The organism is Phyllobacterium sp. 21LDTY02-6, assembly GCF_023554255.2.
In the GTDB taxonomy this organism is placed as follows: domain Bacteria; phylum Pseudomonadota; class Alphaproteobacteria; order Rhizobiales; family Rhizobiaceae; genus Phyllobacterium.
This window is the reverse complement of the sequence record NZ_JAMJWD020000005.1, coordinates 77,623-104,273: the sequence shown is the minus strand read 5'-3', so window position 1 is coordinate 104,273 and position 26,651 is coordinate 77,623. Positions and strand designations below refer to the sequence as shown.

Genomic DNA, 26,651 nt, shown 5'->3' with positions numbered 1-26,651 from the left:
GTCGATCCGGACCAGCTGTTTCATCCGGCGTTCCGAAGCCACGACCAGGTAACAAGGCAGGAAATAGGTGTGACGAGACTCGCTGCAGCCATAGCCGTCGTTGTCATACTGGCTTTCATCAGCCTGTTTATTGGTGTGAGCGACGTGTCACTCGGTACACTCTTCGGCGTAGGAAGCACTGACCGCGCGGCCGAAGTCATGCTGGTCAGCCGTATTCCACGCACTCTCGCGATTGTCCTCGCCGGCATGTCAATGGCTGTCTCCGGTACGATAATGCAGATGCTGACGCGCAATCGCTTCGTGGAACCCTCGACAGCGGGGACCGTGGAATCGGCAAGCCTCGGTGTTCTGCTGGTCATTCTGTTTGCGCCTCAAACGCCTGTGTTCGGCAAAATGCTTGTGGCTTCTCTTACCGCACTTGCAGGAACCGCCCTGTTTCTTCGCATCCTGCGCAGCATTCCGTTGCGCTCTGTACTGGTAGTTCCGCTCGTCGGAATTATGCTTGGTGGAGTTGTCAGCGCGATCACCACCTTCATCGCCTACCGTTTCGACCTTCTACAATCGCTCAATTCATTTACTGTTGGCGATTTCTCGGGAGTGCTTCGCGGACGCTATGAGCTCTTATGGTTGGCTTTTTTCCTGACGGTATTGTCCTATATTGCGGCTGATCGCTTTACAGTTGCGGGACTGGGCGAGGATTTCACCACGAATCTCGGCCTGAACTATCGTCACGTTGTCACGCTCGGTCTCATCATAGTCTCGATGGTCAGCGCCTCCGTCGTAGTCACCGTCGGTTCGATACCGTTCCTCGGGCTTATCATTCCAAATATCGTCAGCCTGTTCGTCGGCGACAACATGCGTCGTGCAGTGCCATGGGTTGCAGTCCTCGGTGCCGGGCTTGTCCTTGCATGCGACATTGCGGGCCGGTTGATCCGATATCCCTACGAGATTCCCATCGGCACGATGATGGGTGTGACAGGGAGCGCTATTTTCCTTTATCTCCTGTTGCGGCGGGGCTCGCGATTTGCGTAAACGCCCTGCCTTCCTCCTATCGCTGCTTTGCCTGCTCACCCTGATTGCCGCCATCGCCTTCATGACGATCGGAGCTAAGGGTGGCTGGGCATTCATCCTGTCCTTCCGGGGTACCAAACTGGCAGCGATGGTGCTGGTGGCCTATTCGATTGCTGTTTCGACCGTATTATTCCAGACAGTAACCAATAACCGCATACTCACTCCCTCGATTATGGGTTTCGACGCGCTCTATATCCTGATCCAGACGCTGGTGGTTTTCTTTTTCGGTGCTGTACACATCGACTGGCTCGGGCCAAACGTGCGGTTCCTGGCAGAAACCTTCATCATGGTAATCTTCGCCGGTGCACTGTACCACTGGCTATTTTCAGGTGCCGCGCGCAGCCTGCATCTCGTAATGCTTGTCGGCATCGTTTGCGGTGTATTCTTCCGCAGCATTTCCAATCTGATGCAGCGAATGCTCGATCCCAACCTGTTTGCTGTTTTGCAGGACCGCTTCTTTGCCAGTTTCAATACGATCAACAGCGATATCCTGATCATATCAGCCTGTATCGTCATTGCCGTGTCGTTATACGGACTGCGCTTCATTCACGTCCTCGACGTCCTCTCTCTAGGGCGTGATCCGGCAATCAATCTGGGCGTTGATCACCACCGTGTGGTACGCAGGATTCTATTCATGGTCACAGTGCTTGTTTCGGTCTCGACTGCGCTTGTGGGACCGGTCACTTTTTTTGGGCTGCTTGTCGCCAATCTTGCCTACATGATCGCAGGTTCTGCAAAGCACCGGTTTGTTCTTCCAGTGGCAGTGCTGCTTGCAATTCTTTGCATTGTCGGCGGGCAGACGGTGCTCGAACGGGTCTTCTCATTCAACACCGCGCTTAGCGTTATCATAGAGTTCCTGGGCGGTCTGGTCTTCATTATCCTTCTCGTCAAGGGGCATGCACGTTGATCGAAATCAGCCAAGTCAGTAAATCCTATGATGGTACACTCGTTGTCGATGATGTGACCCTCAGCCTGCCTGCTCGCGGCATCACATCCATCATAGGGCCAAACGGGGCAGGAAAATCCACACTGCTCTCCATGGTGAGCCGTCTGCTCCCCATGGACAAAGGGCGGGTGACAGTCTCTGGCCTTGACGTGACCACGACGCCTAACGACGTACTGGCGAAACGCCTTTCGATATTGCGACAGGAGAATGTAATCAATTCCCGCCTTACTGTGCGTGACCTTGTAATGTTCGGTCGTTATCCCCACACGAAAGGCCGCCCGAACGAAGCAGACCGCAAGCACGTCGAACGGGCTATCGGGTATCTCGGGCTTGAAGAATTAAGTGGACGCTTTCTGGACGAGCTTTCCGGCGGGCAGCGGCAGCGTGCCTTTCTGGCGATGGTCCTGTGCCAGGACACGGATTATGTATTGCTTGACGAACCGCTTAACAATCTCGACATGAAACACTCGGTCATGATGATGAAGCTATTGCGCCGTGCAGCAGATGAATTAGGCAAAACCATCGTGGTGGTTCTCCACGACATCAACTTCGCCTCGTGCTATTCCGACCACATAGTTGCCATGCGTCAAGGCAAGATACTGCACCAGGGATCACCGGATGATCTCATTCAACCGGACATCCTTGGTAATATTTACGAGATGGAAATCCCAGTCGAAATCATCGATGGCAAACGTATCGGCGTTTACTGGTCCACACCTGACAAGCGATAATCGTCATATCTGTGGCCGGCCATCAGAAATCGGAAATGCGGCTGTCATTGCCCGCAATCCAGATTGACGTGGCATCGAAGGTCGCACCCATCGGAACGGTACCGTGATGCGACCCCGACTGAGCCTCACCATGGAATTTCACCGTTTATATCCACGAAGCGCCCGCTGACAACGCCGTCCTCGAGCAGCGCATACTTGACTGGTGCTCTCGCACCGTCCGCCGCCCCTGCGAGACCCTGTCCACCGGTGAGATCAGTCTTGACGAAACCGGGGCTGACCGCGTTCACGCAAATTCCTGTGTCCTTCAGTTCCTGTGCAAGCTGGACTGTAAACATGTTCACCGCCGCCTTGGAGGCATTGTAGGCCAGAAGACGCGACGCGTAATAGGGGTTAGACGGATCGCTATTGGCATCGAGTGAACCCAGTGTGCTCGATAGGTTGACGATACGCGCCGCAGAAGATCGTCGCAGAAGCGGCAGCATTGCTTGTGTCACCGCGACCATGGCTACGAAGTTTGTCTCCATCGTCTCGCGGATGACCGCTGGGGAAGCTGAAGTTGGCGGCCCATCGTCTTTGATGTTCCATATGCCAACGTTGTTGACAAGGATGTCGAGATGGCCATGCGCGTCTTGGATGTGCTGTGCAGCAGCAGCGATGCTGGTTTCATCACTGACTTCGAGTTCAACGAAGGTAGCCTCGATGCCCTCAGTTCTCAGTTCGCGAACTGCCCGAGTACCTCTGTCTGCGTTGCGCGCGCCGACAATAACGCTGACGCCACGTTGACCGAGTTGGCGAGCGGTTTCGAGACCAATTCCCTTGTTTGCACCGGTTACGAGAGCGATAAGATTTTGCTGCATGCGCTTCCCTTTCTAGTTTTTGTCCGCAGATGAAGATATGAATAAATCCTCAGTTTGAGGATTCGCATTTGGATATCGAGGTGCCATCATCGTTAAAACGCCGGAAATCGCCGCAACAGAGGCGGGCGTCGGCGACGCTTGAGGCCATCTACGAAGCAACGATTCAGCTTTTGGTGAAGGACGGGCTCTCAGAGCTGACAACGACAAGAGTGGCAGAACGCGCTGGCGTCTCGGTTGGCACATTGTACCAATATTTCCCGAACAAGCAGGCGTTGATATATGCGGTGAACGAAGTCTACCTGGACGCTCTCGCCGAGAAGATAAAAGCGGCATGCACCGCGCGGCGGGGCGACGTCATGGAAAGCATGGTCGAAACCCTTATCGATACCTATTGGCAAGCAAAAACGGAACGCGCCGACGTGACGCGTGCCCTGTACCGATCTGTCGTCGAGATGGATAACGAAGCACTCATTTCGGCGTTCATAGCTCGTACTGACGCGGCTGCCGTCGCTATGTTCGCGAGCGCATCCGACGCACCTTCTACCGATCCCGTCCTGGTGACCAGGGTCATTCTGACTGTGATTTTCGGGGCAGTTCGCAATGCCTTCGAGCGCGCAGTTGCCGGTCCCATCGATGATGGCCTCCGCCAGCAATTGCGGATCATGTGCGTTGCCTACATTCGTGCAATGCAATTGTCCGATCCAATGAGCCTTGCGAATTGAGTACGCCAGGGGATTTGATTACGCTCGCTTGTACACGATCGTGCGGCCGCTAATTTAGGGCCTGTGAGTTGAACTCCCACACTGCGATGTGTATTAAACATTATACTATTAACAGTTGTTATCAATAATATGTTCTTGGTAATTTTAAATACTATAATTATGATATCAATCACATTGTAATAAAACCTTACACTTTATCGAGCTAAACATTTTCTTTTCCAGATTTGCTTATATGCCTCTTCAAGAGCGCAGAAGCAAACTCGAGATCCCCATTTTCAATTGCGTCAAGAATACCCAAATGTTCTTTGCATGCCTTGCGAATCCGCTCTTCGCCCAGTCTCGCAAAGTCGGAATATTCAGTCATGCGCCGCAGGTGGTTTTGCCAGCGCACGGATTGGGTGAAAAAGCGATTATTCGCCCATGAAACGATGGTTTCGTGAAAGTTGGCGTTGGCACTGAACCAGATATCTTTTGTAAGGCGTTGAAGCGGCAATGCCAGTATCTCTTTTTGCTCACGCTGCAGAGCGGCAAGCTGGCTTGGTTCAGGTGCGTAATCCGTTTGAGAAAGCGCACCGCATTCCACCACGAGGCGAAACGCATAGCTTTCATTGACGGCACGCTCATTGTCGAGTGACTCGGCAAACCGCCATCCGTGACCGGGCAGACGTTCTGCCAGACCTTCAGTAGCAAAGCGCATTAAAACTCGACGAACTGCACCACGCGTAGCTCCGAGTTGATCGGCAAGTTCCGCTTCCGATACTTCATCACCAACAGCGCCCGAAGCACGCAAACTCATCAGTCTTCGGTAAATATCTTCCGCTTCCGACGGCGGGAGCAACTCGTCATTCAACTCATCCGGTTCAGGGAAGCGATGTAGTTGATATCCGCGATTGGGTGTCTGACTAACTAAACCGCGTTGCACCAGCAGATTGAGCACCTGACGCACAGGTGAGCGCGACACTCGAAGCTCCTTGGCAATGGCGGCATCTGACAGCCGATCGCCAATCTTCCAACGAGCAGCGGATATGAGCGAAACCATCTTATGCGCAACTTCTGCCTGAAGGTTGCTCAGACCGAGTCCGCTCTCCGCCGAACGCCTAATATTCATATTCACGTGCCGTGTCCCTGAATGTCCATTTTTTATAAAATCAAAGAATACCGCGTGTTTCACAAGTGGTCATTTTCATAACGCTTACCCCATTGGAATGGCGGGCAATCCTGCATGAAAATGGCACGCGGAAAATGCTCCATATGGTAACAAAAAACTATTGACGCCGCAAATAACGGATGCAAAAATGTATTAAATGAATATAAAATACAAAATACGGATGCCCATGTCAGTTTCTCCTTTTCCATTCATTACGGTTTCGGGCGCTCCAGAGGAGCGTGGTCGTCAATATGGGATTCTGGCCGCAGAACGTATTAGGTGCAGCGCCCGTCTTTATGCGGGTACGCTTGACGCGTTCGGTTTCTCACCTGCAGGTAAGAAACGCATTGTCGAGGAATTTGCACAAAAGATCGAGGAGTTCGACGCGTCCTACGTCGAAGAAATGCGCGGCATTGCCAAGGGCGCCGAAGTTCCGTTTGAGCAGATCGTTATGATCAACGCACGCACTGAGGTCGTGGCAGTAGCACGTTTGGAAACCGGCGCGCCCGATCCGGAAGAGCAGGATGACGGCTGTACCGGCGCGCTCATCATGCCTGCGAAGAGCTCGTCCGGTAATCTGGTGCATGGCCAGAACTGGGACTGGCGTTCTGAATGCGTGGAGACTGGTATCGTACTGCGCGTCCGCAACAATAATGGCCCTGATTTCGTTACTTTTGTTGAAGCCGGAGGTCTGGCGCGCAGCGGCTTTAATGAAGCCGGTATCTCGATTACCGCCAATTATCTTGAATGTGAGCGCGACTATAAGAAGCTTGGCGTTCCGCTTGGTCTCGTGCGTCGCAAGGTGCTGGAGCAGGAGCATTTTGCCAAAGCCATAAAAGCCGTGGCTTCGACGCCGAAGTCCTGCTCAAACAATATCATGATCGCCACCAGTGCTGGCTTTGGTATTGATTTTGAGTGCGCGCCGGATGAATCCTTCCCAATCCTGCCAGAGAACGATCTTATCGTTCATGCAAATCACTGGGTCAGTCCGATTGCGCTGGCGAAACTGCGTGACACAGGCATTCCATACGTGCCGGAAAGCTTTTATCGCGACTGGCGTGTGCGCCAATGCCTTGAAGCTAGTGGCGGCAAAATTGGCCGTAAGGAACTCAAAGAAGCGCTGTTTGATGACTTCCTGACGCCTTATGCCGTGTGCCGTCCGCCACGTCCGGGCAATCACGACAATATCACGGCCACGGTCGCCATGGTGGTGATGGAGGCGGCTCTCGGCATGATGGAAATCGCGCCCTTGCCAGCCTTGAATCGTGAGTTTGCGACCTACTGCCTGCAGGATTACACGCCGCTTCCTGCCGATGCTGCACCACGCGCGAAATCCCTCTTTATCGAAGGCTAAAGAAATGCTGCGCTTTGCGCTCTCCAGAATAGGCATGGCCATTCCAACATTGCTGATTGTGGCGGTGGCTGTGTTTGTGATTGTCCGGTTCATACCGGGCGATCCCGCGGCCCTGATGCTGGGCGATTCTGCGGATGCGGCAACATTGGCTGCCTTGCGCGAACAGCTAGGGCTCAATCATAGCATTCTGACGCAGTTTCTGCTCTGGGGCGGCAATGTTCTGCATGGCGATCTTGGCGTATCCATTGCAAACCAGCAGCCTGTGCTTTCCCTCGTTCTGGAACGGTTTTTGGTGAGCGCGCGTATTGTGCTGTCTGCTGTCGTGCTTTCCACGCTGGTCGCGGTTCCACTCGGAATGGTCGCTGCATGGAAACAAAACAGCCTGACTGATCTCACACTTGTGACGTGCGCCACTTTACTGTTGTCGATCCCGGCATTCTGGATGGGTCTGCTGCTGTTGCTGGCATTTGGTCTCAAGCTTGGATGGCTGCCGATTGTTGGTTATGTCAGCTTCGGCGAAAATCCATGGAAGGCGTTTCTCTATCTGGTATTGCCGGTCACGACGCTGTTTCTGCATGAAATTGGCGTGATCCTGCGTATGGCGCGAGCATCGACGCTCGAAGTGCTGAACCTTGATTACATCACCCACGCACGCGCCAAGGGGCTGTCGGAAGCAGCCGTTATGTGGCGCCATGCATTCCGCAATGCGTTTGGTCCTACCTGGACATTGCTCGGTTTGATCCTTGGCAATCTGCTGGGCGGTATTGCAGTCGTGGAGACGGTTTTCACTATCCCGGGTCTCGGCAGGTTGCTGGTCGATGCAATTTTTGCCCGCGACTACCCGGTCATTCAGGGCTGCTTGCTGTTTACGGCTTGCGTCTATGTGCTGGTCAATCTGATCGTGGACCTTTTTTATCCGTTCTTCGACCCGAAGGTGACGGCGAAATGAAGAACATCTCTCTCAATGCCTTAATCGGCGGCTCTTTGACTGCGACGCTACTGACAGTGGCGCTTGTTGGCTCCGTCTGGACGCCTTACAATCCGCTTTCGCTTGACTTTGCCGCGCGTCTTGCGCCGCCAAGTGCAGTGCACTGGCTTGGTACAGACGAGTTTGGGCGCGACCAATTGAGCCGCCTGATGAAAGGCGCGTCCGCCAGCGTTTCGATTAGCGTTTTCACAGTCTTTCTTGCCACCTTGGGTGGTGTTCTGATTGGTGCAACCAGCGGTTTTTTACGTGGCTGGTTCGACCGGTTTCTGATGATGATCAATGATGCGCTGCTGGCCTTTCCCGGCATATTGATGGCGCTTGGTCTTCTGGCTGTCTTTGGCGCAAACAAGAATGGCATCATCCTCGCACTGGCTCTCGCCTATATGTCTTCGGTTATCCGCGTGGTTCGTGGGACGGTCTTGAGCCTGCGTGAGCGAGAGTTTGTCGAGGCTTCCCGCGTCATGGGAAACTCGGAAATCTATACGATGGTGCGTCATATCCTGCCCAATTGCCTTGCACCCGTGTTGGTAATGGCAACGTCGATGTGCGGCTGGGCAATCCTTGCTGAAAGTGCGCTGAGCTTTCTGGGGCTGGGCGTACCGCCACCGGCGCCGACATGGGGCAATATGCTTGCCGGAAGCCGTAACTTCATCGAACAGGCCGTCTGGCTTGGCATTTTCCCCGGGCTTGCAATTTCGCTCTCGCTGCTTGGCATCAATCTGCTTGGCGACGCATTGCGCGATCGTCTCGACCCACGCATGAGGCAGCGCTCATGACTTCCGCACCACTGCTCGAAATCGACGATGTAAGCCTGCGTGTTGGCGATAGCACACTGGAGATCGTCAAGCGTGCTTCCTTCTCCCTCAAGCGTGGCGAAATCCTTGGCATTGTTGGAGAATCTGGTTCCGGCAAGACGATGCTCGCGCGGGCGATCATGGGACTGGCGCCGTTATCGATCAAAACCAGCCATGGTGCGATCCGTTTCAAGGGCCAGAACATTTCCACCATGTCGCCAGCCGCATTGCGCGGTCTTCGTGGTGATGGCATCGCCATGATCTTTCAGGAGCCTATGACATCGCTCACCCCGTCGCTGACCATTGGACGCCAGCTTGAGGAAGGGCTGGAGCTCCATTTCCCCGCGGAAAAAGCTCAACATGCCGAATGGATCAGAGCCATGTTGCAGCGGGTTGGCATCGCCGATCCTGATCGTGCAATACAGGCGTATCCACATGAGTTTTCCGGTGGGATGCGCCAGCGTATCATGATCGCTTGCGCCATGCTGATAAAGCCCGATCTGCTCATTGCGGACGAGCCGACCACAGCGCTCGATGCGGTCATCCAGCGCGAGGTTATGGAGTTGCTGGTTGATCTCACGCGTGAACGTGGAACGACCGTTTTGCTCATCAGCCATGACCTTCCAATGATCGCGCGATACTCCGATCAGATTGTGGTGATGCGCCAAGGAGAGATGGTTGAAACGGGTCATACCGCTGATGTTCTCGCCAAACCGCAGCATGATTATACCCGCAAGCTGCTTTCAACATTGCCGGTTCGGGGAACTGCGCGCGTGGTGCCACAGGCAGAGCCGCTGATCAGCGTTCGCGATCTGGTTGTCGATTTTGAGGGGCGCGGCGGCTGGTTCAAGAAGGCCGGCGGCAAACGCGCACTGCATGGCGTGACGATTGATGTTTTGCCGAATGAGGTCGTCGCGGTGGTTGGCGGGTCAGGCTCGGGCAAAACCACTGCCGCACGCGTTATGGCTGGATTGATCAAACCGAGTGGTGGCAAGCTGCTGTTTAAGGGACAGCCTGTTGAAAGACGTTCAACCCATTACCCCGACTACCGTTATCACACGCAGATGGTGTTTCAGGACCCTTACTCGTCGCTTGATCCGCGCATGAAAGTAGGTGAATTGGTTGGTGAGGCGCTGCGCTTCTCAAAAGAACTTTCTTCGAGCCAAAAGGTCGAGCGGGTTCGTGAGACGCTCGACGATGTGGGGCTCGGTGGCGACTACGCCAATCGTTACGCGCATGAAATGTCGGGTGGCCAGCGTCAGCGTGTGGCGATTGCCCGTGCGCTTGTGCGCCGTCCAGCTTTTGTGATTGCCGATGAAGCCGTTTCGGCGCTCGATGTAACTGTACGGGCGCAGGTTCTCGATCTCTTTGCCAAACTTCAGCAGAGCTATGGCTTTGGCTGCCTGTTCATCACCCATGATCTGGGCGTGGTGGAGCAAATTGCTGACCGTGTGATCGTCATGAATGAGGGACGCATCATCGAGCAGGGGACGCGTGATGAAATCTTCGACGCGCCGCAAAACGACTATACCCGCCGTCTGCTGTCGGCCATTCCGATGCTCGAACTGACGGGCGAGGGTGGCGTCAAACTGAAATGGCGCGGCGACGGTGGAAATACGAAATCCGGGGAGGAGGGCGGTCATGTCCATCATTGAAGAACAGCCTGCAACCAAACGGCAGGGTCACGGCAAAAAGCTCAGCTTCTATGATTTTGGTGCAACCACCTTTTTCGCAAGCCAGTTCGATCAGCGCTTCAGCTACTGCCTTTACGTGCCGGAAGACTATGATGAAGACGGCACGGAAACGCACGAGTTGATTGTTATCGTCCATGGTACTGGTCGCACCGCCGCACAATATCGCGATCACTTCGCAAGTTTTGCGCAAAAGAACCGTTGCATCGTACTGGCACCGTTGTTTCCTGCTGGCATCGTCGTGCAGGGCGATCTCGCCAATTACAAACGCATCGAGTTTCATGGCATTCGCTTTGATCATATTCTTCTGTCGATGATCGACGAGGTGGCAGCCAAATATCGCCTCAAGAGCAATCGCGCGATCATGTACGGCTTTTCGGGCGGTGGGCAGTTCTGCCAGCGCTTTTTCATGCTGCATCCACAACGGCTCAAAGCCGTTTCTATTGGCGCGCCCGGTGTCGTGACCTTGCTTAGTCCCGATTATGACTGGTGGGTCGGCGTGCGCGATGTTGAGGTCCGCTTTGGCTGTCGCATCGATCTTGAAGCGATGAAAGCGGTGACGGTGCAAACGGTTATTGGCGAAGAAGACACCGCCACCTGGGAAATTGCCATTCCGCGTGACAGTGCCTTCTGGATGGATGGTGCCGATTTGCAGGGCGATTGCCGGATTGACCGCATTGAAGCACTGGCGCGGTCTTTCGAGACGCATGGCATAGCAGTTCGCAGAGACCGGGTGCCCGGCGTAGCACATGAACCTTTCAATGTGCTGGAGCCGGTGAAAGCGTTTTTCGCTGATGTTCTGAAGTCACAAAGCTGACATTGCCGCAAAATCAGAAACAAAAAGGGGAAATCAAATGTTCAATCCAACTTCAATACGCGCCGCATTTAGCATCGCGCTTCTTGGCCTCTGCGCTACGTCCTTTCAAGTACATGCCGCAGATGATGAGATATTACGCGTAGCTTTTCATTCCGATGTCGCAAGCATCAATCCCGGCGTCAACCGTGACGCCAATTCCGATGTGGTCGTCGCGCACATTGCTGAAGGCCTGGTCGCCTATGGCGATGATCTGGCGATCAAACCAATGCTGGCTGAAAGCTGGACCGCGAATGCCGATCATACGGTCTATGAGTTTAAACTGCGCAAGGGTGTGAAATTCCAGAATGGAAAGGACCTGACAGCTAAAGATGTGGTTTGGAATTTCGAACGCTATCTCACGCCTGAAACTGGGTTTCAGTGCGTAAATCGTTACAATGGCAAAGTGGATTCCAAATTGAAGTCAGTCGAGGCTGTCGATGATGGCACGGTGCGCTTCAGCTTTGCGGCGCCTGCTCCAAACTTCGTCATTACCATGGCAACCATCCAGTGCACACCCTGGATTTTGAGCCCGGAATCCGTTGATGCTGATGGCAAACTCATAAAGCCTATTGGCACTGGTCCTTATGCCTTTTCCAAGTGGGAACGGGGCCGTTTTCTGGACCTAACTCGTTTTGACGATTACGCGGCGCTATCAGGTGCGGCAGATGGTTTGGCCGGGAACAAAAAGGGTCATGTGAAAACGATCGAGTTTATGACGGTTCCTGATTCAAGCACGCGTACCAATGGTCTGTTGTCGGGCGAGATCGATTTCATCGATGAAGTTGAACCGACTGGCCTCATGGATCTGGAAGCAAAAGGCATGAAGGTCAATGTCCAGCAGACGCCTGCATGGATGGTGCTGCAAATTCAGTCAAACTCGGCGAAGCTGAAAGATCCGCAGCTCCGTCAAGCGATCGCGCATTCTATCGACCTTGACCAACTGGCAGCGGCGATTGGCGAGGGCATGTACACGCCGAACCCTTCGGTCGTAGCACCAAATACGATCTATTCGGACAATCAGGCAGCTGCCTGGCCTGCTTATGATCCCGCGAAGGCACAGGAATTACTTACCAAGGCAGGATACAAGGGCGAGCCAATCAGTCTTCTGGTTGCCAACCGTCAGAATCGCGTACAGGTCGCCACCATTATTCAGGCGTTCCTTGCAGCATCTGGCATCAACGCGCAGCTTGAAGTGCGTGATTGGGCAACGCAGCTCGACCAGTATCGCCGTGGTGCATATGAACTTGCAGTCTTTGCCTATTCCGCGCGCCTCGATCCGCTGTTGTCGTTCCAATCGATGATTGGTGACAAGAAAGCCGATGCTGCGCGTCAGTGGGATGATGCAAAGGCGGAAGAGCTTCTCAAGCAGGTTTCAGCGACAAGTGATGTCGATGAACGCAAAAAGCTCTTCAACGAACTCAACAAGCTGATGGCAGAGCAGGTGCCGATTCTTGGTCTGGTGAATTTGCCATCCATCACGGCGACGGGTCCAAAAGTGAATGATTACAAGGGGTGGGCTGGCGATACTGACCGTTTCTGGACGGTCAGCAAAACCCGGTAACACGCTTCATTTACTAAGTTCTACATTGAGATAGGTCCATGGCATCTACATCGTTTGATTATACTCAGAGCGACGCGGTTGGTCTGGGCGAGGCCATTCGAAATAGAATTCTATCACCGCAGGAAGCCGTTCAGGAAGCATTCGCTGCGATTGAACGGTGCAATCCGCAGCTCAATGCAGTCATCTATGAAATGCGTGAACAAGCTGATGAGCAGCTTAAAACATTGCCGGAGGGGCCATTAAGTGGCGTGCCGGTTTTATTGAAGGACGATTGTCCGTCCTATGCGGGGGCAGCGATGTCCTTTGGATGTCGTGCAGCACAGAGCAATATTTCGCAGCATGATCATGAATTGGTCAAACGCTACAAATCGGCCGGTCTGGTTGTGGTGGGAAAGACCAATCTGCCTGAATTTTCCTGCAACATTGCAACAGAGTCGTCGCTTCATGGACCAGCGCTCAACCCTTGGGATGTAAAGCGCAGCATTGGCGGTTCCTCCGGCGGTGCGGCGGCGGCGGTTGCGGCTCGTATGGTGCCGGTTGCCTATGGTAATGACGGAGCAGGCTCAATCCGTATCCCTTCGTCCTGTGGCGGCCTATTTGGACTGCGTCCATCGCGTGGGCGTGTGCCGTGCGGCCCGGTCTCGACAGAGAATTGGGGGGGAATGGTTAGTCATCACGTATTGACGCGTTCTGTTCGGGATTCCGCAGCGATGCTTGATCTAACCGATACGCTGGAACCTGGCGCTCTTTATGCTGCGCCTGCAAAGAAGAGCCTATTCGTCGACAGTGTAAAAACTACTCCTCGCGAACTTCGCATCGGCGTTTGGCGGCGATCCGATCTTCGCGAGGATCTGGATGAGCAGTCTGTTGCAGCTCTCGAAGAGACGATCAGATTGTGCGAACAGTTGGGGCATATCATTGTGCCAGCAACGCCGGATTTTGACGGCATTGAGTTAGCGAATGCCATGCAAAAACTGATTGCCGTGTACACGGCAATCGAAGTTGCTGATGTTGCCGCGACAACCCGAAAACCCGCGAATGACCTCTACTTTGAGCCATCCAATCTGGGTTTGGCTGCCTTTGGCGAGGGTTTGTCCGCAACAGAAGTCATTCAGGCGCGCCTGACTGCAAACAGCACGGCGCGCAGTTTCGGTCGTCTGTTTGAAGGATGCGATGTGGTTTTAAGTCCCGTTATGCCGGTTGCATCATTTCCGCTTGGAATGCTTGATGCGCGCGCGCCTGATTGGGAAGATTTTGTCCAGCAGTTTTTGACGCTGACTACTTTTACCCATCCAATTAACGCTGCCGGCTTACCCGCAATGAGCGTTCCGCTTTACGAGACGCCCGATGGCTTCCCGGTCGGCAGCCAGTTCATTGCCTCTTATGGAGGTGAGAACCTGTTATTCGAACTTGCTGGACAGCTGGAAGCTATGTGCCCGTGGTCTGATCGACTGCCTGCAATTCACGCGTGAAATCAAGAGAAAACTGATGCTGTACACAAAGCCCTATTTTCAACCAACTGATGTGAGCGAGGTTTTCGACCTGGTTGACAGAACGGTGCTTGGCACCTTGATTACCAGCCATGAGGAGGGTGTCGCAATCTCACACCCCGTTTTCATGATCGATCGGGCGAGAGGTGGAAATGGCACGCTGGTCTCCCATGTCGCCGCGTCGAACGACCATGTTGAGTTTCTGAAGCGCGGACTGCCCTCGATCGCGATCCTGATGGATGCTGGACATTATGTGTCTTCGTCCTGGTATCCAGGCTACCCGGAAAGAGACAGCGCACCGACATGGAGTTTTATGGTCGCCCACATTCATGGAACACCCGACATATTATCGGAAGCGGCAACCGCCAGGCATCTCCACGAGCTCGTCAAACACATGGAAAAGGGGCGGGACAAGCCCTGGCAGATGAAGGAACTTGGTCCCGGCGGTCTTGAGCGACGCTTGCCAAATATCGTCGGCTACGAAATGCCGATTGATAAAATGGAGATCAAGTTCAAGCTCGGCCAGGATGAAAGATCGGCTGACATGAGCGCAGCAATCAAAAAGTTGCGAGAAGAAGGGCAGGATGATGTTGCCGAGATGATGGCACGACACTGCAAACTTTAAAATACTGAAAGAGGAAGTTGTGTTGATTGCATGAATATCAATTTCCTCGCATTCATCTTGTTAGGTCTTAATTTAGTACAAAATCATCAATGAAAACGATAACAACACGATTGCAGTGTGTGAAGTCGTCAATGACTTACAATAGATCATTGCACATACCGATCAGGAACAATCACATCATTATATTAAACTACGAACAGAAATCATTAACTGCGTTGGAAGACTATTCATGACGGTTCCATCATTGAAAGAGGTTTTGTCCAGGCCGTCTGCTTCCTTCATCGAAGCCGGCGCGGCTCTGGTGGATGCAATGTCGGAGTGGGATGATACAAAAGCGTGGAAACTAGTCGAACGTCATGCGATCGATCCGGAAATTCGCTCACGCTTTGCTCAGGTTTCGCCGCAGCTCATGCAGGCGGTTCTGCGCCATGGCGCTGGCCTTTCGGCAACTTCCTCAACGAATGCAATCAAGTGGATAGAAGAAAATAAGGGCCGCTGGAAAGGCATACTAAACCCTGAAGCCAATCTATGGAAGCGCGTTGACTTAAGCTTTGGCACAGCAGGCGGTCAAATTGCTGAAGCCTCAGCCCGTCAGGATAGAGAAACTGCTTGTGCGCTTTATAACGCTTTCATGGCCAGGCACGATGCAAAACTGGCAATCGGTGCATGGATGGAGCAGCGCAGTGTTTATGCGACGGATAATTATCTTTCGCTTTTATTGCCGGGACAGCGACGTGATTGCCACCTTGGCTACGATCTCTTTGCACCAGCACTTACACCGCTTTTTGCCCCTGCAGATGGAGAGATCGTGCAGGCAGGCATCATTGACGAGAGGCTGGATTATGGCGGGTTTCTCGTAACTCGACATGAAGTTGAGTCGAAGACATCCATTTGGGCTTTGTGGGGACATTTGTCGCATGAATCTGTTCTACGATGGTCGAAGGGAGATACTGTTTTCGAGGGCAAAGAACTGGCGAGAATGGGCGACTTTGAAGAAAATGGCTGGTGGCTGCCACATCTCCATTTACAACTTTCGACAATACCATTTGATGATTTTAGACTTATGCCAGGGGTCGGGGAGTATGCACTTCAACCAATCTGGAGAGAACTATTTCCCAACCCGCAATGTTTGGTTATGGGCGATTAAACCTATGTGTGGGCTGATACGATGGTGCACGATCCGTTGCAAACATTGTGTCAATACTTGAGGTGATAGCATTCTGGCTTTTAAGAGCTGGGAGTTTTCGATGTTTAAAGACTGCCGCTTCGACAAGGTACCTGGCTTACCATGAGCCGGCGCAATCTGGAGGAAAGCGCTTTCACTCAACAGCAAATCGCCCAATTCACTGCACGCTGAGCCCTCCTAACCGATTTGCAGCACATCCGATCTGGCACGCCATGGCGGATACAGCGCTGACCTGATGCTCAGGACTGGCGATGGAGCAATTCGTCGATCAGCAGTTTGGCGGCGGGCGGGACCCGCGCCCCCTTGCGGGTGACGAGCTCATAGGCCTCGCTTCGTGACGCCAGGGCCAGCGGCAGGATGCGCGTCATCTGTCGGCGCGCGAAGAACTGCGCGACTTCGATCGACACCAGGGCCACGAAGGACGGGTTGGCCTGCAGCAGCGCCAGTGTCGCAAAAGCCGAGGTCGTCTCCAGCAGGTGCTGCGGGAACTGGATCCCGCAATCGCGGTATTCGCGTTCGAGCAGGAGCCGCATCGGCATGTTCGCGCGGTATACCACCCATCGGTATGGCGCCAGCTCCTGCAGGGTGAGCTTCTTCGCATGTCGCAACGGATGGCCGACATTCGCGATCACCGCGAGTGTTTCATCCTGGAGCTTCACGCTGTCGTAGACCTGCGGCGCCTGACTGATGGTCGTGCGGCAGATCGCCAGGTCGAGCCGGCCGGCGTCGAGCTGGGCCAGTAGGGCGGCACTAGTGTCCTCGACGATCTCGACGGACAAGTCGACCTGCTGCGCAACGAGCGCCGAGATGGCATCGGTGAGCAGCGGCACCGCGCCCATGATGACGCCTGCCGCCACCCGCCCGCCCTGGCCACGCATGATTCCGACGATCTCGTCGCGCAGGTGGGCAATATCAGTCTGGATCAACCGCGCGTAGCGGATCACGCAATGGCCGACGGCATTAGGCTCCAGGCCCCGGTTGGTGCGAACGAACAGCGGCGTGCCGAAGGTCGTCTCAATTTCCTGCAATGCCTTGCTCGCACCCGGTTGCGTCAACGCGACCTGCTGCGAGGCCTTCAAGAGCGAGCCGTGCTCGCCCAGCGCGACTAGGAGCCGCAGCTGTTTCAGGTGGAGCCTGGAAATGATGGAGTGGAGTGGTGGGGTCATGTCTGGGTTAGATAAATGTTATACCAAGATCACATCCGCCGCAAGGATTCAGGTGAAGATCATTGGCGGTCCGCCCGCAGAGAGCCCCTCGATCAGAATGGCTATGTTCTCGACGCGTTTGTCCAGAGCCGCGTAACATCAAAGCTGCCAGGCGATTGCTGATGCGCCTGCCAAAAAAGCAAGGCATTTCGCCCAAGCATATCCCGCCAGACCAAGAGGCCCGGCGGGACGATTGTTGAGCGCTATGGTCCTGCTAGCTCGAACGGAGGGCTGCGTGCTTTCCTGCGATGTAGCCCTGAGCGAGAGCTCGACCGTTCCCGTGCTGACTGAACCCGCCGGCAGCTTCACCGGCGGCGTAGAGGCCGGGAATTACCTTACCGGCAAAGTCGAGGACCTGGCTTGCGGCGTTGATGCGCAGGCCGGATCGGGGGTCGTGGATCACCGGCGTTGACCAGGCGGCATAGAAGGGCCCCCGTTGGATCTTGTATCGGGGTGTCGGTTTGCCGAAGTCGGAGTCGGCACCCGCATCAACAAAGCTGTTATACCGTGCTACCGTCTGGACCAGGTTGCTCGCCGGCATGGGAACCCGCTGATACGGCATGACGATCTTGGCCGCGAGTTCCGCCAGCGTGTTTGCCTGGAAGAAGAATCCGTCAGGATCGACATTTGGGGGCGTCGGATTCCAATTCTGGCGGGCCACGGCATCTGCATCGAAGATGGCCCAGATCGGGCCCCCGCCGTTGTGACCGTCGCCGATTCCAGCCATGGCGGCGTTGATCCAGTTTTGTGGGTTGTAGGTGATGTTCTTGGCGTTCAGGTAGCTATTGGGAGTGTACGGGTTGACCGAGCCGGCACTGTTCGTCCCAAATTGACCTCCCGTTTCGTCGAAGAACCGCTTCCCGATCATGTTTACATGGATAATGTTCTGGAAGTTGACGTTGGCTAGTCCCGAAGCTTTCGCAAGGTGGAAGACAGGGCTATTGGGACCCCACTGCAGGTACGAGTAGTTGTACCGCGTTCCGATGGCGGTTGGCTTGGTGATATTAGTGCCGAATTCTCCGGTCTGGTTGTACGCGCCCGCGAGGGACGCACCGACATTCAGCCCTGCGAGAATGCCACTGGCGTCCTGGAAGGAATAGGGTTCGCCAGCGACGCCGCAGTACTCTGCGGTGAGCCGTGGGTCGAACTGTCGGCGGTATTCCACGTTCCCGTTTCCGCCACCGGTCGCGATCACGATGCCCCTGCGTGCCAGAATGTTGACCATCCGGTTTTGGTAAGAGGCTCTGACCTGGGTCACGCCTTTATTCGTCCGGTGCAGTGAATCCAAACGGTGATTCAGCAGGATCTTCACGCCACGCGCCTTTGCTGCGGCCTCCAGCGGGTATATGAAGCCGGGCCCTTGAGCCGTCGTCCGCCGTCGTGCCGGGTCCACCTGCAAGCCGGTCCGGACCGAGGGGTAGTCCATGATCGCCGAGTGCATCATGCGGTGTACGGAGTTGCCGACCTCGTTGCCACCGACGTTGTCGGGTCTGGCTGTCGTCCACACGACGCCATGGCGGACCAGAAAGTCATAAATGGTGACGTTGATGTCGGCAAATGCCCGGATGACCTCGCGATCGTTATAGCGGTAGCTTGGAAAGCCGTTCGACTGAACGATGGACCAGTCAGTCAGATCGCGAAACAGGAGATCTGGCGTGTCCGCGATGCCGGCCGCTAGCTGGGCAGAGGTTCCGCCTCCCAGCGGAATGTTGCCTGAGCTGACGATGCCACGTCCGCCGATATGCGGCTGCGCCTCGAGGACAATAACCGACGCGCCTGCCTCTGCGGCGGCGACTGCGGCGGCAAGGCCCGCCGATCCGCAACCCAAAACGACGACATCGGCTACACGCTCGCTCGCGGCATTGCCAATGTTCACCTGAAAAATGCTGCTGCCCACCCCTGCGGCGGCCATTCCGGCACCGCCCTTCAACAATGATCGTCGGCTGACTGTCATAACGCTCTCCTCCTGAAGTTTTTGACCAGCGCATTCGGGCTTGTGTGAATCTTGGCCTGAATAGCAAAACTCATTAATCGTGATAGTCGTGAGATTTAGTCGACTGCAGTATTGCAGCATTCGCTGGCGCGACAACTGAGAAGATGTGATCTCGGTATAACATTTACGCAACCCAGGTATGGCCAGCCGCTGTTCGTTCGCACCAACCGGGCCTGGAGCCCAATGCCGTCGGCCATCGTGTGATCCGCTATGCGCGGCTGATCCAGACGGGTCTCGTGCAACCGCGCGAGGATATCGTCGGAATCATGCGTGGCCGGGGCGGGAGGCAGCGCCATCGAGCGCAATGGCTTCGACTGGCGGATTGTTGCGTGGCGGCGGATAGGACGCGATCTTATCGACCATCCCTGCCACAACGATCCGTGATCGGCAACCAGCAGCGGCCCGCGTATCTGCAACCGCGCCAGACGGCCGGGAAGCTCGGCAATGCTTCCCGGCCAGAACTCGACATCGGCAAGATAGACTGTTGAAGATACGACCTACCTGCTGGCCAACCAGATCAGAGGGAAGCGACTGCTCCAATCGTGAAGCGGGTAGAGGTCCGCCGGATGGCATTGATGAGCGGCTTGCCGAATTCGGGAATTTCGATCTCGAAAATATCTCCCTCCTCGGTCGCAATCCCGTCGCCGAAAGAAGCAACAGACGTCCCGAGGAACTGGACATGCACATAGCCCGGCCGGTGGAATTGATCGTATTTGAAATGGTGATACTCGAGGTTGGCGATCGAATGGGACATGTTGTCCTCGCCTGTGGGGAAGGATTTTTCCCAGATCACTTCCGCGTTTCGGCGAATGCGAACCACGCCTTCGACATGGGCCGGAAGGTCGCCGAGCCTCAATTCTGGTCCGAATGAGGAATGACGCAACTTGGCATGGGCGAGATAGAGATAATTCTGCTTCTCCATCACGTGGTCCGTGGCTTCGTTGCCAACAGCAAAGCCCACACGATAGGGGAGGCCATCGTCGCCGATCACGTAAAGTCCAACCACTTCGGGTTCTTCGCCCATATCTTGAGCATACTGGGGCACCGGCAGGTCCTCACCGGGACGCACCACGGTAGACCCGTCGCCCTTGTAGAACCACTCTGCCTGGACACCAGGTTTGCCATCGGCAGGCTTGCCGCCTTCGACGCCCCATTTGAACATCTTCATGGAGTCGTTGAGGTCGGCTTCCACCGCTGTCGTTGCGGTCTGATGCATCTTCGAACGGGAGGCAGCGCTGCCGGTATGGGTGAGGCCCGTCCCCGCGATGATGCAATGGGCAGGATCGGGATGGTCGAGCGGCGGCAGCACCCGCCCCTCGTCCAGCAGGGCCTGGTAGGAATGCGCCTTTCCGGTTCCCAGTTCGCTCACGAGTTCGGCGATCTTCTTACCTTTGCGAATGGCTTCAAGCGCCAGTTCACGCGTGGTCAAATAGACGTTGAGTTCCTTGATCTCGTCGCCGGAGACGATGCCGACGGCTCGTGTCCGGCTATCGGTTTCAAATTGAATCAGATGCATAATCACTCCATCATCTGGAAGGGCCGCCCGGACGATCGCGTCAGGACCGGCGGGTTTCGGCGACGAACGCCGCCATGGGTGATCCGCAGCGCTGTGCTTCTGTCGTTTCGCTTGGAAAGTTCACCTCATCGAGTCGAACCATAGCCAATGAGGCTGTCCGGGTATAATGACGAACTCTGATACTGCTATCACCAATGAGAATAGAGGGTGCTACCCCAATCTGGAATCCATCTTGGCATGAGCAATGTCACCAGGGCGATCTCCGATCAGATTAAGACCCCTGCCACCAATCGAACAGCCCTGCGGAGTTCACAAGCCGATGCCGTAGCGCTGCAGACACAGCGCTAGCGCCTCAGCCGCGCCGCAACGCGCGGGCAGTTCGACGCGCAACCGCGCATAGGCCCATTGCCGCCAAGGACGCGGAGAACTGCCCGCTATCTCGACGCGGACGAGCGACGGCAATCGGTTGGTGCTTGTCCATTCGGGGTTGAGCGCGCCGTCCGGCCCGGCATAGCTGAACGAAAGCTTCAGATCGCCGTGCACCAGCGGAAGATCTTCTCCGCCCCCGGCGGTTGCGTAATCGCGGCGGGCCCGAATGAGGGCCTCGTCGGCTCCGGCCCGACCCATCGAATAGGTGATGTCATCAAGTCCCGCACGCGGCTCGTAGCCGAGCGCCGGGCGCACGAAAGTGACCTCGTCGGCATGGCCGGTGAAGCGGATCGCAGCGGCCCCTTCCGGGTTGGAGTAGTTGGGCTGCGCCGCCTCCAGATCCTCGACCATCCGGTCGAGAATCACCGCCACCGTGTCCTCCTGCCCGCCTCGGGCGATCATCCCCTGCCATTGGCGCAGCCAGGTTCCGGTGTAGAGCGCCAGCCCACCAAACAGCATCGTTGCAAGCACCAGCGAAGCCAATGCCTCGATCAGCGTGAAGCCGGCCCGAGCCTTGCGTTTCCTCGTCATTGCAGCTTGCCGAGACGTACTGTCTGCGTCACGTCGCCATCCGATCCGTCGGTGCGGCGAACGGTGACGGAATAGAGCTGCCATCCGGCCGTCGTCAACGCAGCGTCGCGTTCGAAGCGGTACCGTTCCACGATGACCGTGAAATCTCCGATGACGCTCCGGCCCGTTCGCAACGGGTTAAGGGTCATTGCGACCGCCATGGCAGCCTGCATGCCGACACGGCGTTCGGTCGATCGTTCCAGACCCGCGAACGCACCTGCAGTGCCCGTGATCATACGCGCGATCGGAATGATCAGCAGCACGGCGACGGCAAGCGAGGCTAGAACCTCGATCAGGGTGAAACCGCGTCTATGCCGCGCTATCATTTCGGCCTCATTTCCACGCGGCCGGTCAGCCAGTCGACGCGCAGTTCGATCTCCCGGCCGTCGGCGGACAATGTCATGACGCCCCCGCAGGACCGTCCGTCGGCAAGGAAGCGCAAGGCTCTGATTCCGTCTCGTATGGGACACCGGTCCGACGTGACCCAGTTCATGGCCACCACGTCCCTGATGGAGATCGGATTGGCGCCATCCACCTGGATGAGTTTGTTTCCCGTATCGACCATCACGTCGGCGACGCTGCCCGTGGTCAATGCTTTCGCCCTGCCTTTTCGGAATTCCCCGCTAATGCGAACGGCCTCGGCAGAAAGCTCTGCAGCCCCGGCGCTTGAACGCGGGCGGGGCATCAGCACGGAGGCAGCGAGGGCGAAGATCGCAAGCGCCACGACCACGTCGAGCAGCACGACACCGCGCTGCGCCCCTTTGCCGTTGCTGTTACTGTTGTCCTTAGAGCTGGCCGGACACATTGGAGCCACTCCCACCGGGCCCGTCGTTGGTGATGTTAAACGTCTTTCCGTCGCTCATATATTTGTATTCATTGCCCCACGGATCACGCGGAACGGTGCCGCCGCGAAGGTATGGCCCGTTCCAGACCTGGATGGTTGAGGGCTTGCGCACCAGGGCTTCCAGGCCCTCTGCCTGCACCGGATAACGGCCGACATCGATGTAGAAGATGTCGAGCGCGCTGGAAAACGCCTCGATCTGAAGCTTTGCCGCGCGTACGCGCGAGTCGGACAACTGCGCGAGAACACGAGGACCGACGAGCGCCGAGATCAGGCCGATGATAGCCAGTACAACCAGCATCTCGATTAGCGTAAAACCCGCCCTGCGGCGCCGGGCACGCCTGCGCTGCATGAGATCGGGACCAACTGCGAAATGTACGCTTTGCAAGCAGGCTCCTATCGGACCATGTCGTTGAAGGACATAAGAGTGGACATGATAGACACGATCATACCACCGATCAAGATACTAATGGTTGCCACCGCCGCAGGGCCGACAAGCCCGACGATACGCGACAGCGAACGCTCCAGCCGCACTTCATAGAAGTCGGCGACACGATAGGCCAGCCCCGCGAGTTCGCCACTTTGCTCGCCGAGTCTCAACATGCGCACCGCCAGCGGGGGAAGCTGAAGTATCTCAAGCGCATGGCCAAGCCTGTTTCCCTGCCTCAGCGCGTCGGAGGCCTGCTGCGCGCGTGCCCGGGCGGCCTCGCCGCGATCGATGGTATCGCTGATGAGCTTGAAAGCCACAGGAACTGCCACACCCGTTTCGACCATGATGCCCAGGAGACGAGCGAAGCGCCCTGTCCGATAGCTCCCCGGTATCTCCGACATAAGCGGAAGTTTTTTGGCGAAAGCCCAGAGCCATGCCGAGAGAAGGCCCCGCCGCGCCGCTACAAATCCCAGCAATACGAGTATCGAAGCCGCAAGCAAAAGGACCAGCCCGTAGGCGCGCAGGAAATTCGAGACCGCGAACATCACCACCATCAGCGTGTCCTTCTTGCCGCTCTGCATGATCATCGGTTCGAACTGAGGAACGACACCCACCAGGAAGAAGACCAGTACGCAGATCGTGCCGGCAAACAGCACTGCAGGATATCGGAGCGCTTCGCTGACCTTGGCCTGCAATGCCTCGAAATTCTGGCGCTCCTGCACGATGCGCGACAGGAGGGTGGGCAACTTGCCAGAGGTCTCCGCGACACGAACCATGGCGACTTGGAACGCCGGGAACAGAGCAGGCCAGGCTTCCAGCGCGCTGGAAAATGGCTTGCCCGACGCCAGGTCGGTGCGAATGCCGGCAACAATGGGCTGAAGCCTGCCGCTGTCGAATTCCTTTTCCATGATCGCCAGCGCTTCGTCGATCCGGATTCCCGCATTCAGCATGATCGACAGGTCGGAGAGCAGCCGGGTAACCTGCGCCGCCGGTATCCGGGTCGAAAACAGTGGTGCGCGCGATGTAGACGGCCTGCTTTGTTCGACACTGACCGGGATCAGCCCGCGCGCCCCGAGCTTCTGGACGGCATCGTCGGAATCGGACGCATCGATTCGCCCGAGTTCGATACGACCCTCGCCGTTCAAAGCCTTGTATGCGAATGCCGTGGTGCCCATGGTCACCCCCCCGAAAGCGTGGGCGGTGGCTCCGCCGGAGGAATCATTTGTTCACCGCTCGGCTCATCCGAAAAGCGCAGCGAGGCGCGCCCTCCCGCTCCATCGAGCTTGACTTCAAACTGGTCGACCGCCTTCAGTGTCCAACCTTCGCGGCTTTCCCCGGTCCGCAGCGTGAACGCCGCTATCTCGGCTGGGGAGGTGAAGGTCGCGCTGTTGAGCCCCGACGACCGTACGATGCCAACCAATTGCCAATCGGGCGCCGCAGCCGGCGGCGGTGGCGGCGGTGGCGGCTCGGGCTGCACGATGATCGGTTCCGGCTCGGCGGCGCCGAACGCCATCGGGGGAGTCCGGCTCGGCGAGAACAGGGGGCGATCCCGAAGCGCCGCATAATCGCTCACCAGGCGTTCCCTGACCGATAGTTTTTCCGTGCCGAAGGACAGGCTCGACGAGGCCGCGATGGCGGCGAGCATCATTGTCGCGCGCAGCCTGGTCGTCACGATTGGGGTTCCTTCTCGCGGAAGGCCGACAGAGTAACGTTGAGCGACAACGGCTGATCCATGGAACCCGAGGTCTGATCTCCTCCCAACATATCGACCTTTCGGTTCAATCGAAGCTTGAAGTTATCAACCACCATGACGGGCGAACCAGCTTCGATTGCATACATGAGATCGGGCAGCGATTGCTCCAAGACCTCGATATCGGCAGTCAAACGAATGCGTTCCAAAGACTCCAACTGAGGATCGCCTATATTGGCGGCCTGACCGTCCGTGGGAACATCGACGCGACGGATAACGGCGCCCACGCGTTCCACCCGGTTGGAGAGCAGACGCTGGAATTCGGCGGAGACGAGCCCGCTGGTTTGTGCATCGAGAAGGATCTTGCCCTCGCCGGGATCCAGAGCCTGGTTCGCGCCTTGCTGAACCGGGGAAGTTGACGCCTTGCTTTCAAGCAAGGCGGTACGTTCCTCATAGAGCGCCAGCGCGCTCGCCTCCGCGCGCCAGGACAGCAGGGTATCGGCGACGATTACAAGAGCTCCGACAACCAGCAGCGCCATGACGGCCAGGGATTGAAGCCGCGTGTCGCGCCACAGGGGTGTCGTCGTCATCGCAGCTGCCCCCCCGTGCGGATGAGGGGGCGGGTGTCGACCTCGAACTCCGAGGTGACGCCATCCTCGCCGCGCAGGGCCGGTCCGACCAGCTTGCTGTCTTCAAAGCGGCCAGACGATTCCAGCGCGGTCAACACTTCGGGGACGTCCCTGGTGCGGCCCGAGAGGCGCATGCCGCCATTGGCGAAGGACACCTCAATGGCATATGAATGTGTCGGGAGGGCTGCAGCCAGGTCGTCCAATGCTCCGAGCGCGCTTATCGCGTCGTCCTTGATATTCAGCGCCTCCTGCTCCGGTGCTGTATCGGCCTTGTCCGGAGTCGCCGCCAGCGCGATTGCCTGTCGCGCCTTCTCGGCCCGCATCTCGACGGCGGCGCGACGCTCGGCATAGCTGTTCTGGATCATCGGCCGCACCGCCGATGCCATGACGGCAGCGACCAGGCTTGCTCCCAGAATTCCGGCAAGGACAAACTTTATCCGGCCGCGCGTGCCGGCGATCCGTTGCCGCTGTGTCAATACTCTTACGGCATCGCCTTCCGGAAGTGGCGCCGAGATCACGACCTGGCGGGCCTCGGCCGCATTCAGGCAGGCCAAGGCGGCAGCGACACGCGACTTCGCGACGATTGCGACGGCAACGGTGATCTGCCGCGCCTCATGGCTGATCCCCAGGATCCTGTGGCCGAAATAGATATCGGAAGCAGGCAATGGAGAAAGCGCACCCATCCGCGAGGTAACGATGCCCTCGACGTGGCTGGCAGCCTCCATCGGCAGTTCGACCCGGCGCGCGATCATCCAGCTCGCCGGGATGCCGAGATGGACCGTCTTTCCGTTCACCGCGGTGCGTAATGCGGCCGGCGCCTGCCCGTCTGGAGAAATCGGTATCGACAGGGCTGCTGTCGGCTTTCGGCTGGTCGCTGGCTCGATTTCAAGCGCGCTCTCGTCGTCCGTGACCCGCGCGACCACGCGGCTGCTGGATTTGACGCGCGCGAGTTCATCCAGCAGGGAGGCCGGTCCCGCGATCCAGTCATCCATGCCGCGGATGACCGCGGTGAAAGGAGAAGCCATTCCGGTCAAACCTTAGAGCTGAAAGCCGGCACAGGATCCAAAGATCCGTTGCCGCGTCAAAATAGTCATAGCTTACCCTCAGGCCTCATTCCAGATCAATCACAGCTATTCGCCCATCGGGCACCGATCTTGAACGCAGACTGGGACGACCAATCCTGACGGGTGGAGTTGCAGAGATAGAGCGCCGTCATGCCGGGATTGTCGAGCCACTCAGGTGATTGCAGCCGCTTCGCAGCATTGATCTTGGAAATCTACACCTCCCAGAACTGTCGTTTAGCCATTGATATGGCATCGGCAATTGTCG

The 26,651-nt window shown here is 56.5% G+C and carries 26 protein-coding genes; 13 read left to right on the top strand and 13 right to left on the bottom strand.

All coding sequences use genetic code 11. From position 1 onward, the window contains the following. The first annotated feature begins 69 nt into the window (after positions 1-69). From M8997_RS17175 to M8997_RS17165, 3 genes are read left to right on the top strand one after another with little or no spacing between them, the layout of a single operon-like run. Entirely contained in the window at positions 70-1,032 is a 963-nt protein-coding gene (locus M8997_RS17175; RefSeq protein WP_250015964.1) for an iron chelate uptake ABC transporter family permease subunit, read from the top strand. Then, the gene (locus tag M8997_RS17170; RefSeq protein ID WP_250015963.1) at positions 1,025-1,978 is read left to right on the top strand and encodes an iron chelate uptake ABC transporter family permease subunit; all 954 of its coding nucleotides are present in this window, start codon (positions 1,025-1,027) and stop codon (positions 1,976-1,978) included. The genes M8997_RS17175 and M8997_RS17170 overlap by 8 nt, the downstream gene beginning before the upstream one ends. Further along, positions 1,975-2,748, top strand: coding sequence for an ABC transporter ATP-binding protein (locus M8997_RS17165; RefSeq protein ID WP_250015962.1), 774 nt, complete (start codon positions 1,975-1,977; stop codon positions 2,746-2,748). Before M8997_RS17170 ends, M8997_RS17165 begins: the two co-directional genes overlap by 4 nt. A 125-nt stretch (positions 2,749-2,873) precedes the next feature. Here M8997_RS17165 and M8997_RS17160 read toward each other — a convergent pair whose 3' ends face one another. Next, a complete protein-coding gene (locus M8997_RS17160) occupies positions 2,874-3,605 on the bottom strand; it encodes an SDR family oxidoreductase (RefSeq protein WP_250015961.1) in 732 nt (243 codons plus the stop codon). A 68-nt stretch (positions 3,606-3,673) separates the two neighbouring features. On the opposite strand from M8997_RS17160, the gene M8997_RS17155 reads away from it, so the two are divergent. Further along, complete coding sequence (locus M8997_RS17155) at positions 3,674-4,327, top strand: TetR/AcrR family transcriptional regulator (protein ID WP_250015959.1); 654 nt, start codon at positions 3,674-3,676, stop codon at positions 4,325-4,327. 202 nt (positions 4,328-4,529) lie between these two features. Here the strand turns inward: M8997_RS17155 and M8997_RS17150 are convergent, their stop codons facing one another. After that, a complete protein-coding gene (locus M8997_RS17150) occupies positions 4,530-5,435 on the bottom strand; it encodes a GntR family transcriptional regulator (protein ID WP_250016079.1) in 906 nt (301 codons plus the stop codon). 196 nt (positions 5,436-5,631) lie between these two features. On the opposite strand from M8997_RS17150, the gene M8997_RS17145 reads away from it, so the two are divergent. From M8997_RS17145 to M8997_RS17105, 9 genes are all read left to right on the top strand, one after another. Beyond that, entirely contained in the window at positions 5,632-6,828 is a 1,197-nt protein-coding gene (locus M8997_RS17145; RefSeq protein WP_250015957.1) for a C45 family peptidase, read from the top strand. Positions 6,829-6,832: 4 nt separating this feature from the next. Then, positions 6,833-7,777, top strand: coding sequence for an ABC transporter permease (locus M8997_RS17140; RefSeq protein ID WP_250015955.1), 945 nt, complete (start codon positions 6,833-6,835; stop codon positions 7,775-7,777). Next, a complete protein-coding gene (locus M8997_RS17135; protein ID WP_250015953.1) occupies positions 7,774-8,592 on the top strand; it encodes an ABC transporter permease in 819 nt (272 codons plus the stop codon). The genes M8997_RS17140 and M8997_RS17135 overlap by 4 nt, the downstream gene beginning before the upstream one ends. Continuing rightward, positions 8,589-10,265, top strand: coding sequence for an ABC transporter ATP-binding protein (locus M8997_RS17130; protein ID WP_250015950.1), 1,677 nt, complete (start codon positions 8,589-8,591; stop codon positions 10,263-10,265). Before M8997_RS17135 ends, M8997_RS17130 begins: the two co-directional genes overlap by 4 nt. Further along, entirely contained in the window at positions 10,252-11,118 is an 867-nt protein-coding gene (locus M8997_RS17125; protein ID WP_250015948.1) for an alpha/beta hydrolase, read from the top strand. Before M8997_RS17130 ends, M8997_RS17125 begins: the two co-directional genes overlap by 14 nt. 37 nt (positions 11,119-11,155) lie before the next feature. Further along, on the top strand, positions 11,156-12,718 hold the full coding sequence (locus M8997_RS17120) for an ABC transporter substrate-binding protein (RefSeq protein WP_250015946.1): 1,563 nt from the start codon (positions 11,156-11,158) through the stop codon (positions 12,716-12,718). A gap of 38 nt (positions 12,719-12,756) precedes the next feature. Continuing rightward, the gene (locus tag M8997_RS17115; protein ID WP_250015944.1) at positions 12,757-14,190 is read left to right on the top strand and encodes an amidase; all 1,434 of its coding nucleotides are present in this window, start codon (positions 12,757-12,759) and stop codon (positions 14,188-14,190) included. A 16-nt stretch (positions 14,191-14,206) separates the two neighbouring features. Continuing rightward, positions 14,207-14,833, top strand: coding sequence for an FMN-binding negative transcriptional regulator (locus M8997_RS17110; protein WP_250015942.1), 627 nt, complete (start codon positions 14,207-14,209; stop codon positions 14,831-14,833). 229 nt (positions 14,834-15,062) lie between these two features. Continuing rightward, positions 15,063-15,980: a peptidoglycan DD-metalloendopeptidase family protein gene (locus tag M8997_RS17105; protein WP_250015939.1), complete on the top strand. Its 918-nt coding sequence runs from the start codon at positions 15,063-15,065 to the stop codon at positions 15,978-15,980. A 278-nt stretch (positions 15,981-16,258) separates the two neighbouring features. On the opposite strand, the gene M8997_RS17100 is transcribed toward M8997_RS17105, so the two are convergent. The 11 genes from M8997_RS17100 to M8997_RS17050 all read right to left on the bottom strand — a co-directional run bounded on the left by M8997_RS17100 (position 16,259) and on the right by M8997_RS17050 (position 26,347). Next, the gene (locus M8997_RS17100; protein WP_250015937.1) at positions 16,259-17,185 is read right to left on the bottom strand and encodes a LysR family transcriptional regulator; all 927 of its coding nucleotides are present in this window, start codon (positions 17,183-17,185) and stop codon (positions 16,259-16,261) included. Positions 17,186-17,438: 253 nt separating this feature from the next. Next, complete coding sequence (locus M8997_RS17095; RefSeq protein ID WP_250015935.1) at positions 17,439-19,178, bottom strand: FAD-dependent oxidoreductase; 1,740 nt, start codon at positions 19,176-19,178, stop codon at positions 17,439-17,441. Between the two features lie 556 nt (positions 19,179-19,734). Continuing rightward, a complete protein-coding gene (gene araD1 / locus M8997_RS17090; protein ID WP_250015933.1) occupies positions 19,735-20,733 on the bottom strand; it encodes an AraD1 family protein in 999 nt (332 codons plus the stop codon). 309 nt (positions 20,734-21,042) lie between these two features. Then, on the bottom strand, positions 21,043-21,693 hold the full coding sequence (locus tag M8997_RS17085; RefSeq protein WP_250015931.1) for a type II secretion system protein J: 651 nt from the start codon (positions 21,691-21,693) through the stop codon (positions 21,043-21,045). Next, positions 21,690-22,058, bottom strand: a complete 369-nt coding sequence (locus tag M8997_RS17080; RefSeq protein ID WP_250015929.1) for a type II secretion system protein J — start codon at positions 22,056-22,058, stop codon at positions 21,690-21,692. The genes M8997_RS17085 and M8997_RS17080 overlap by 4 nt, the downstream gene beginning before the upstream one ends. Then, positions 22,055-22,537: a hypothetical protein gene (locus M8997_RS17075; RefSeq protein WP_250015928.1), complete on the bottom strand. Its 483-nt coding sequence runs from the start codon at positions 22,535-22,537 to the stop codon at positions 22,055-22,057. Before M8997_RS17075 ends, M8997_RS17080 begins: the two co-directional genes overlap by 4 nt. Then, on the bottom strand, positions 22,518-22,925 hold the full coding sequence (gspG, locus tag M8997_RS17070; protein ID WP_250016077.1) for a type II secretion system major pseudopilin GspG: 408 nt from the start codon (positions 22,923-22,925) through the stop codon (positions 22,518-22,520). The genes M8997_RS17075 and gspG overlap by 20 nt, the downstream gene beginning before the upstream one ends. Before the next feature lie 44 nt (positions 22,926-22,969). Next, positions 22,970-24,178: a type II secretion system F family protein gene (locus tag M8997_RS17065; protein ID WP_250015927.1), complete on the bottom strand. Its 1,209-nt coding sequence runs from the start codon at positions 24,176-24,178 to the stop codon at positions 22,970-22,972. A 2-nt stretch (positions 24,179-24,180) separates the two neighbouring features. Next, positions 24,181-24,675: a hypothetical protein gene (locus M8997_RS17060; protein ID WP_250015926.1), complete on the bottom strand. Its 495-nt coding sequence runs from the start codon at positions 24,673-24,675 to the stop codon at positions 24,181-24,183. Further along, positions 24,672-25,283, bottom strand: a complete 612-nt coding sequence (gene gspM / locus M8997_RS17055) for a type II secretion system protein GspM (RefSeq protein WP_250015925.1) — start codon at positions 25,281-25,283, stop codon at positions 24,672-24,674. The genes M8997_RS17060 and gspM overlap by 4 nt, the downstream gene beginning before the upstream one ends. After that, the gene (locus M8997_RS17050) at positions 25,280-26,347 is read right to left on the bottom strand and encodes a PilN domain-containing protein (RefSeq protein ID WP_250015924.1); all 1,068 of its coding nucleotides are present in this window, start codon (positions 26,345-26,347) and stop codon (positions 25,280-25,282) included. The genes gspM and M8997_RS17050 overlap by 4 nt, the downstream gene beginning before the upstream one ends. Between the last annotated feature and the right edge of the window lie 304 nt (positions 26,348-26,651).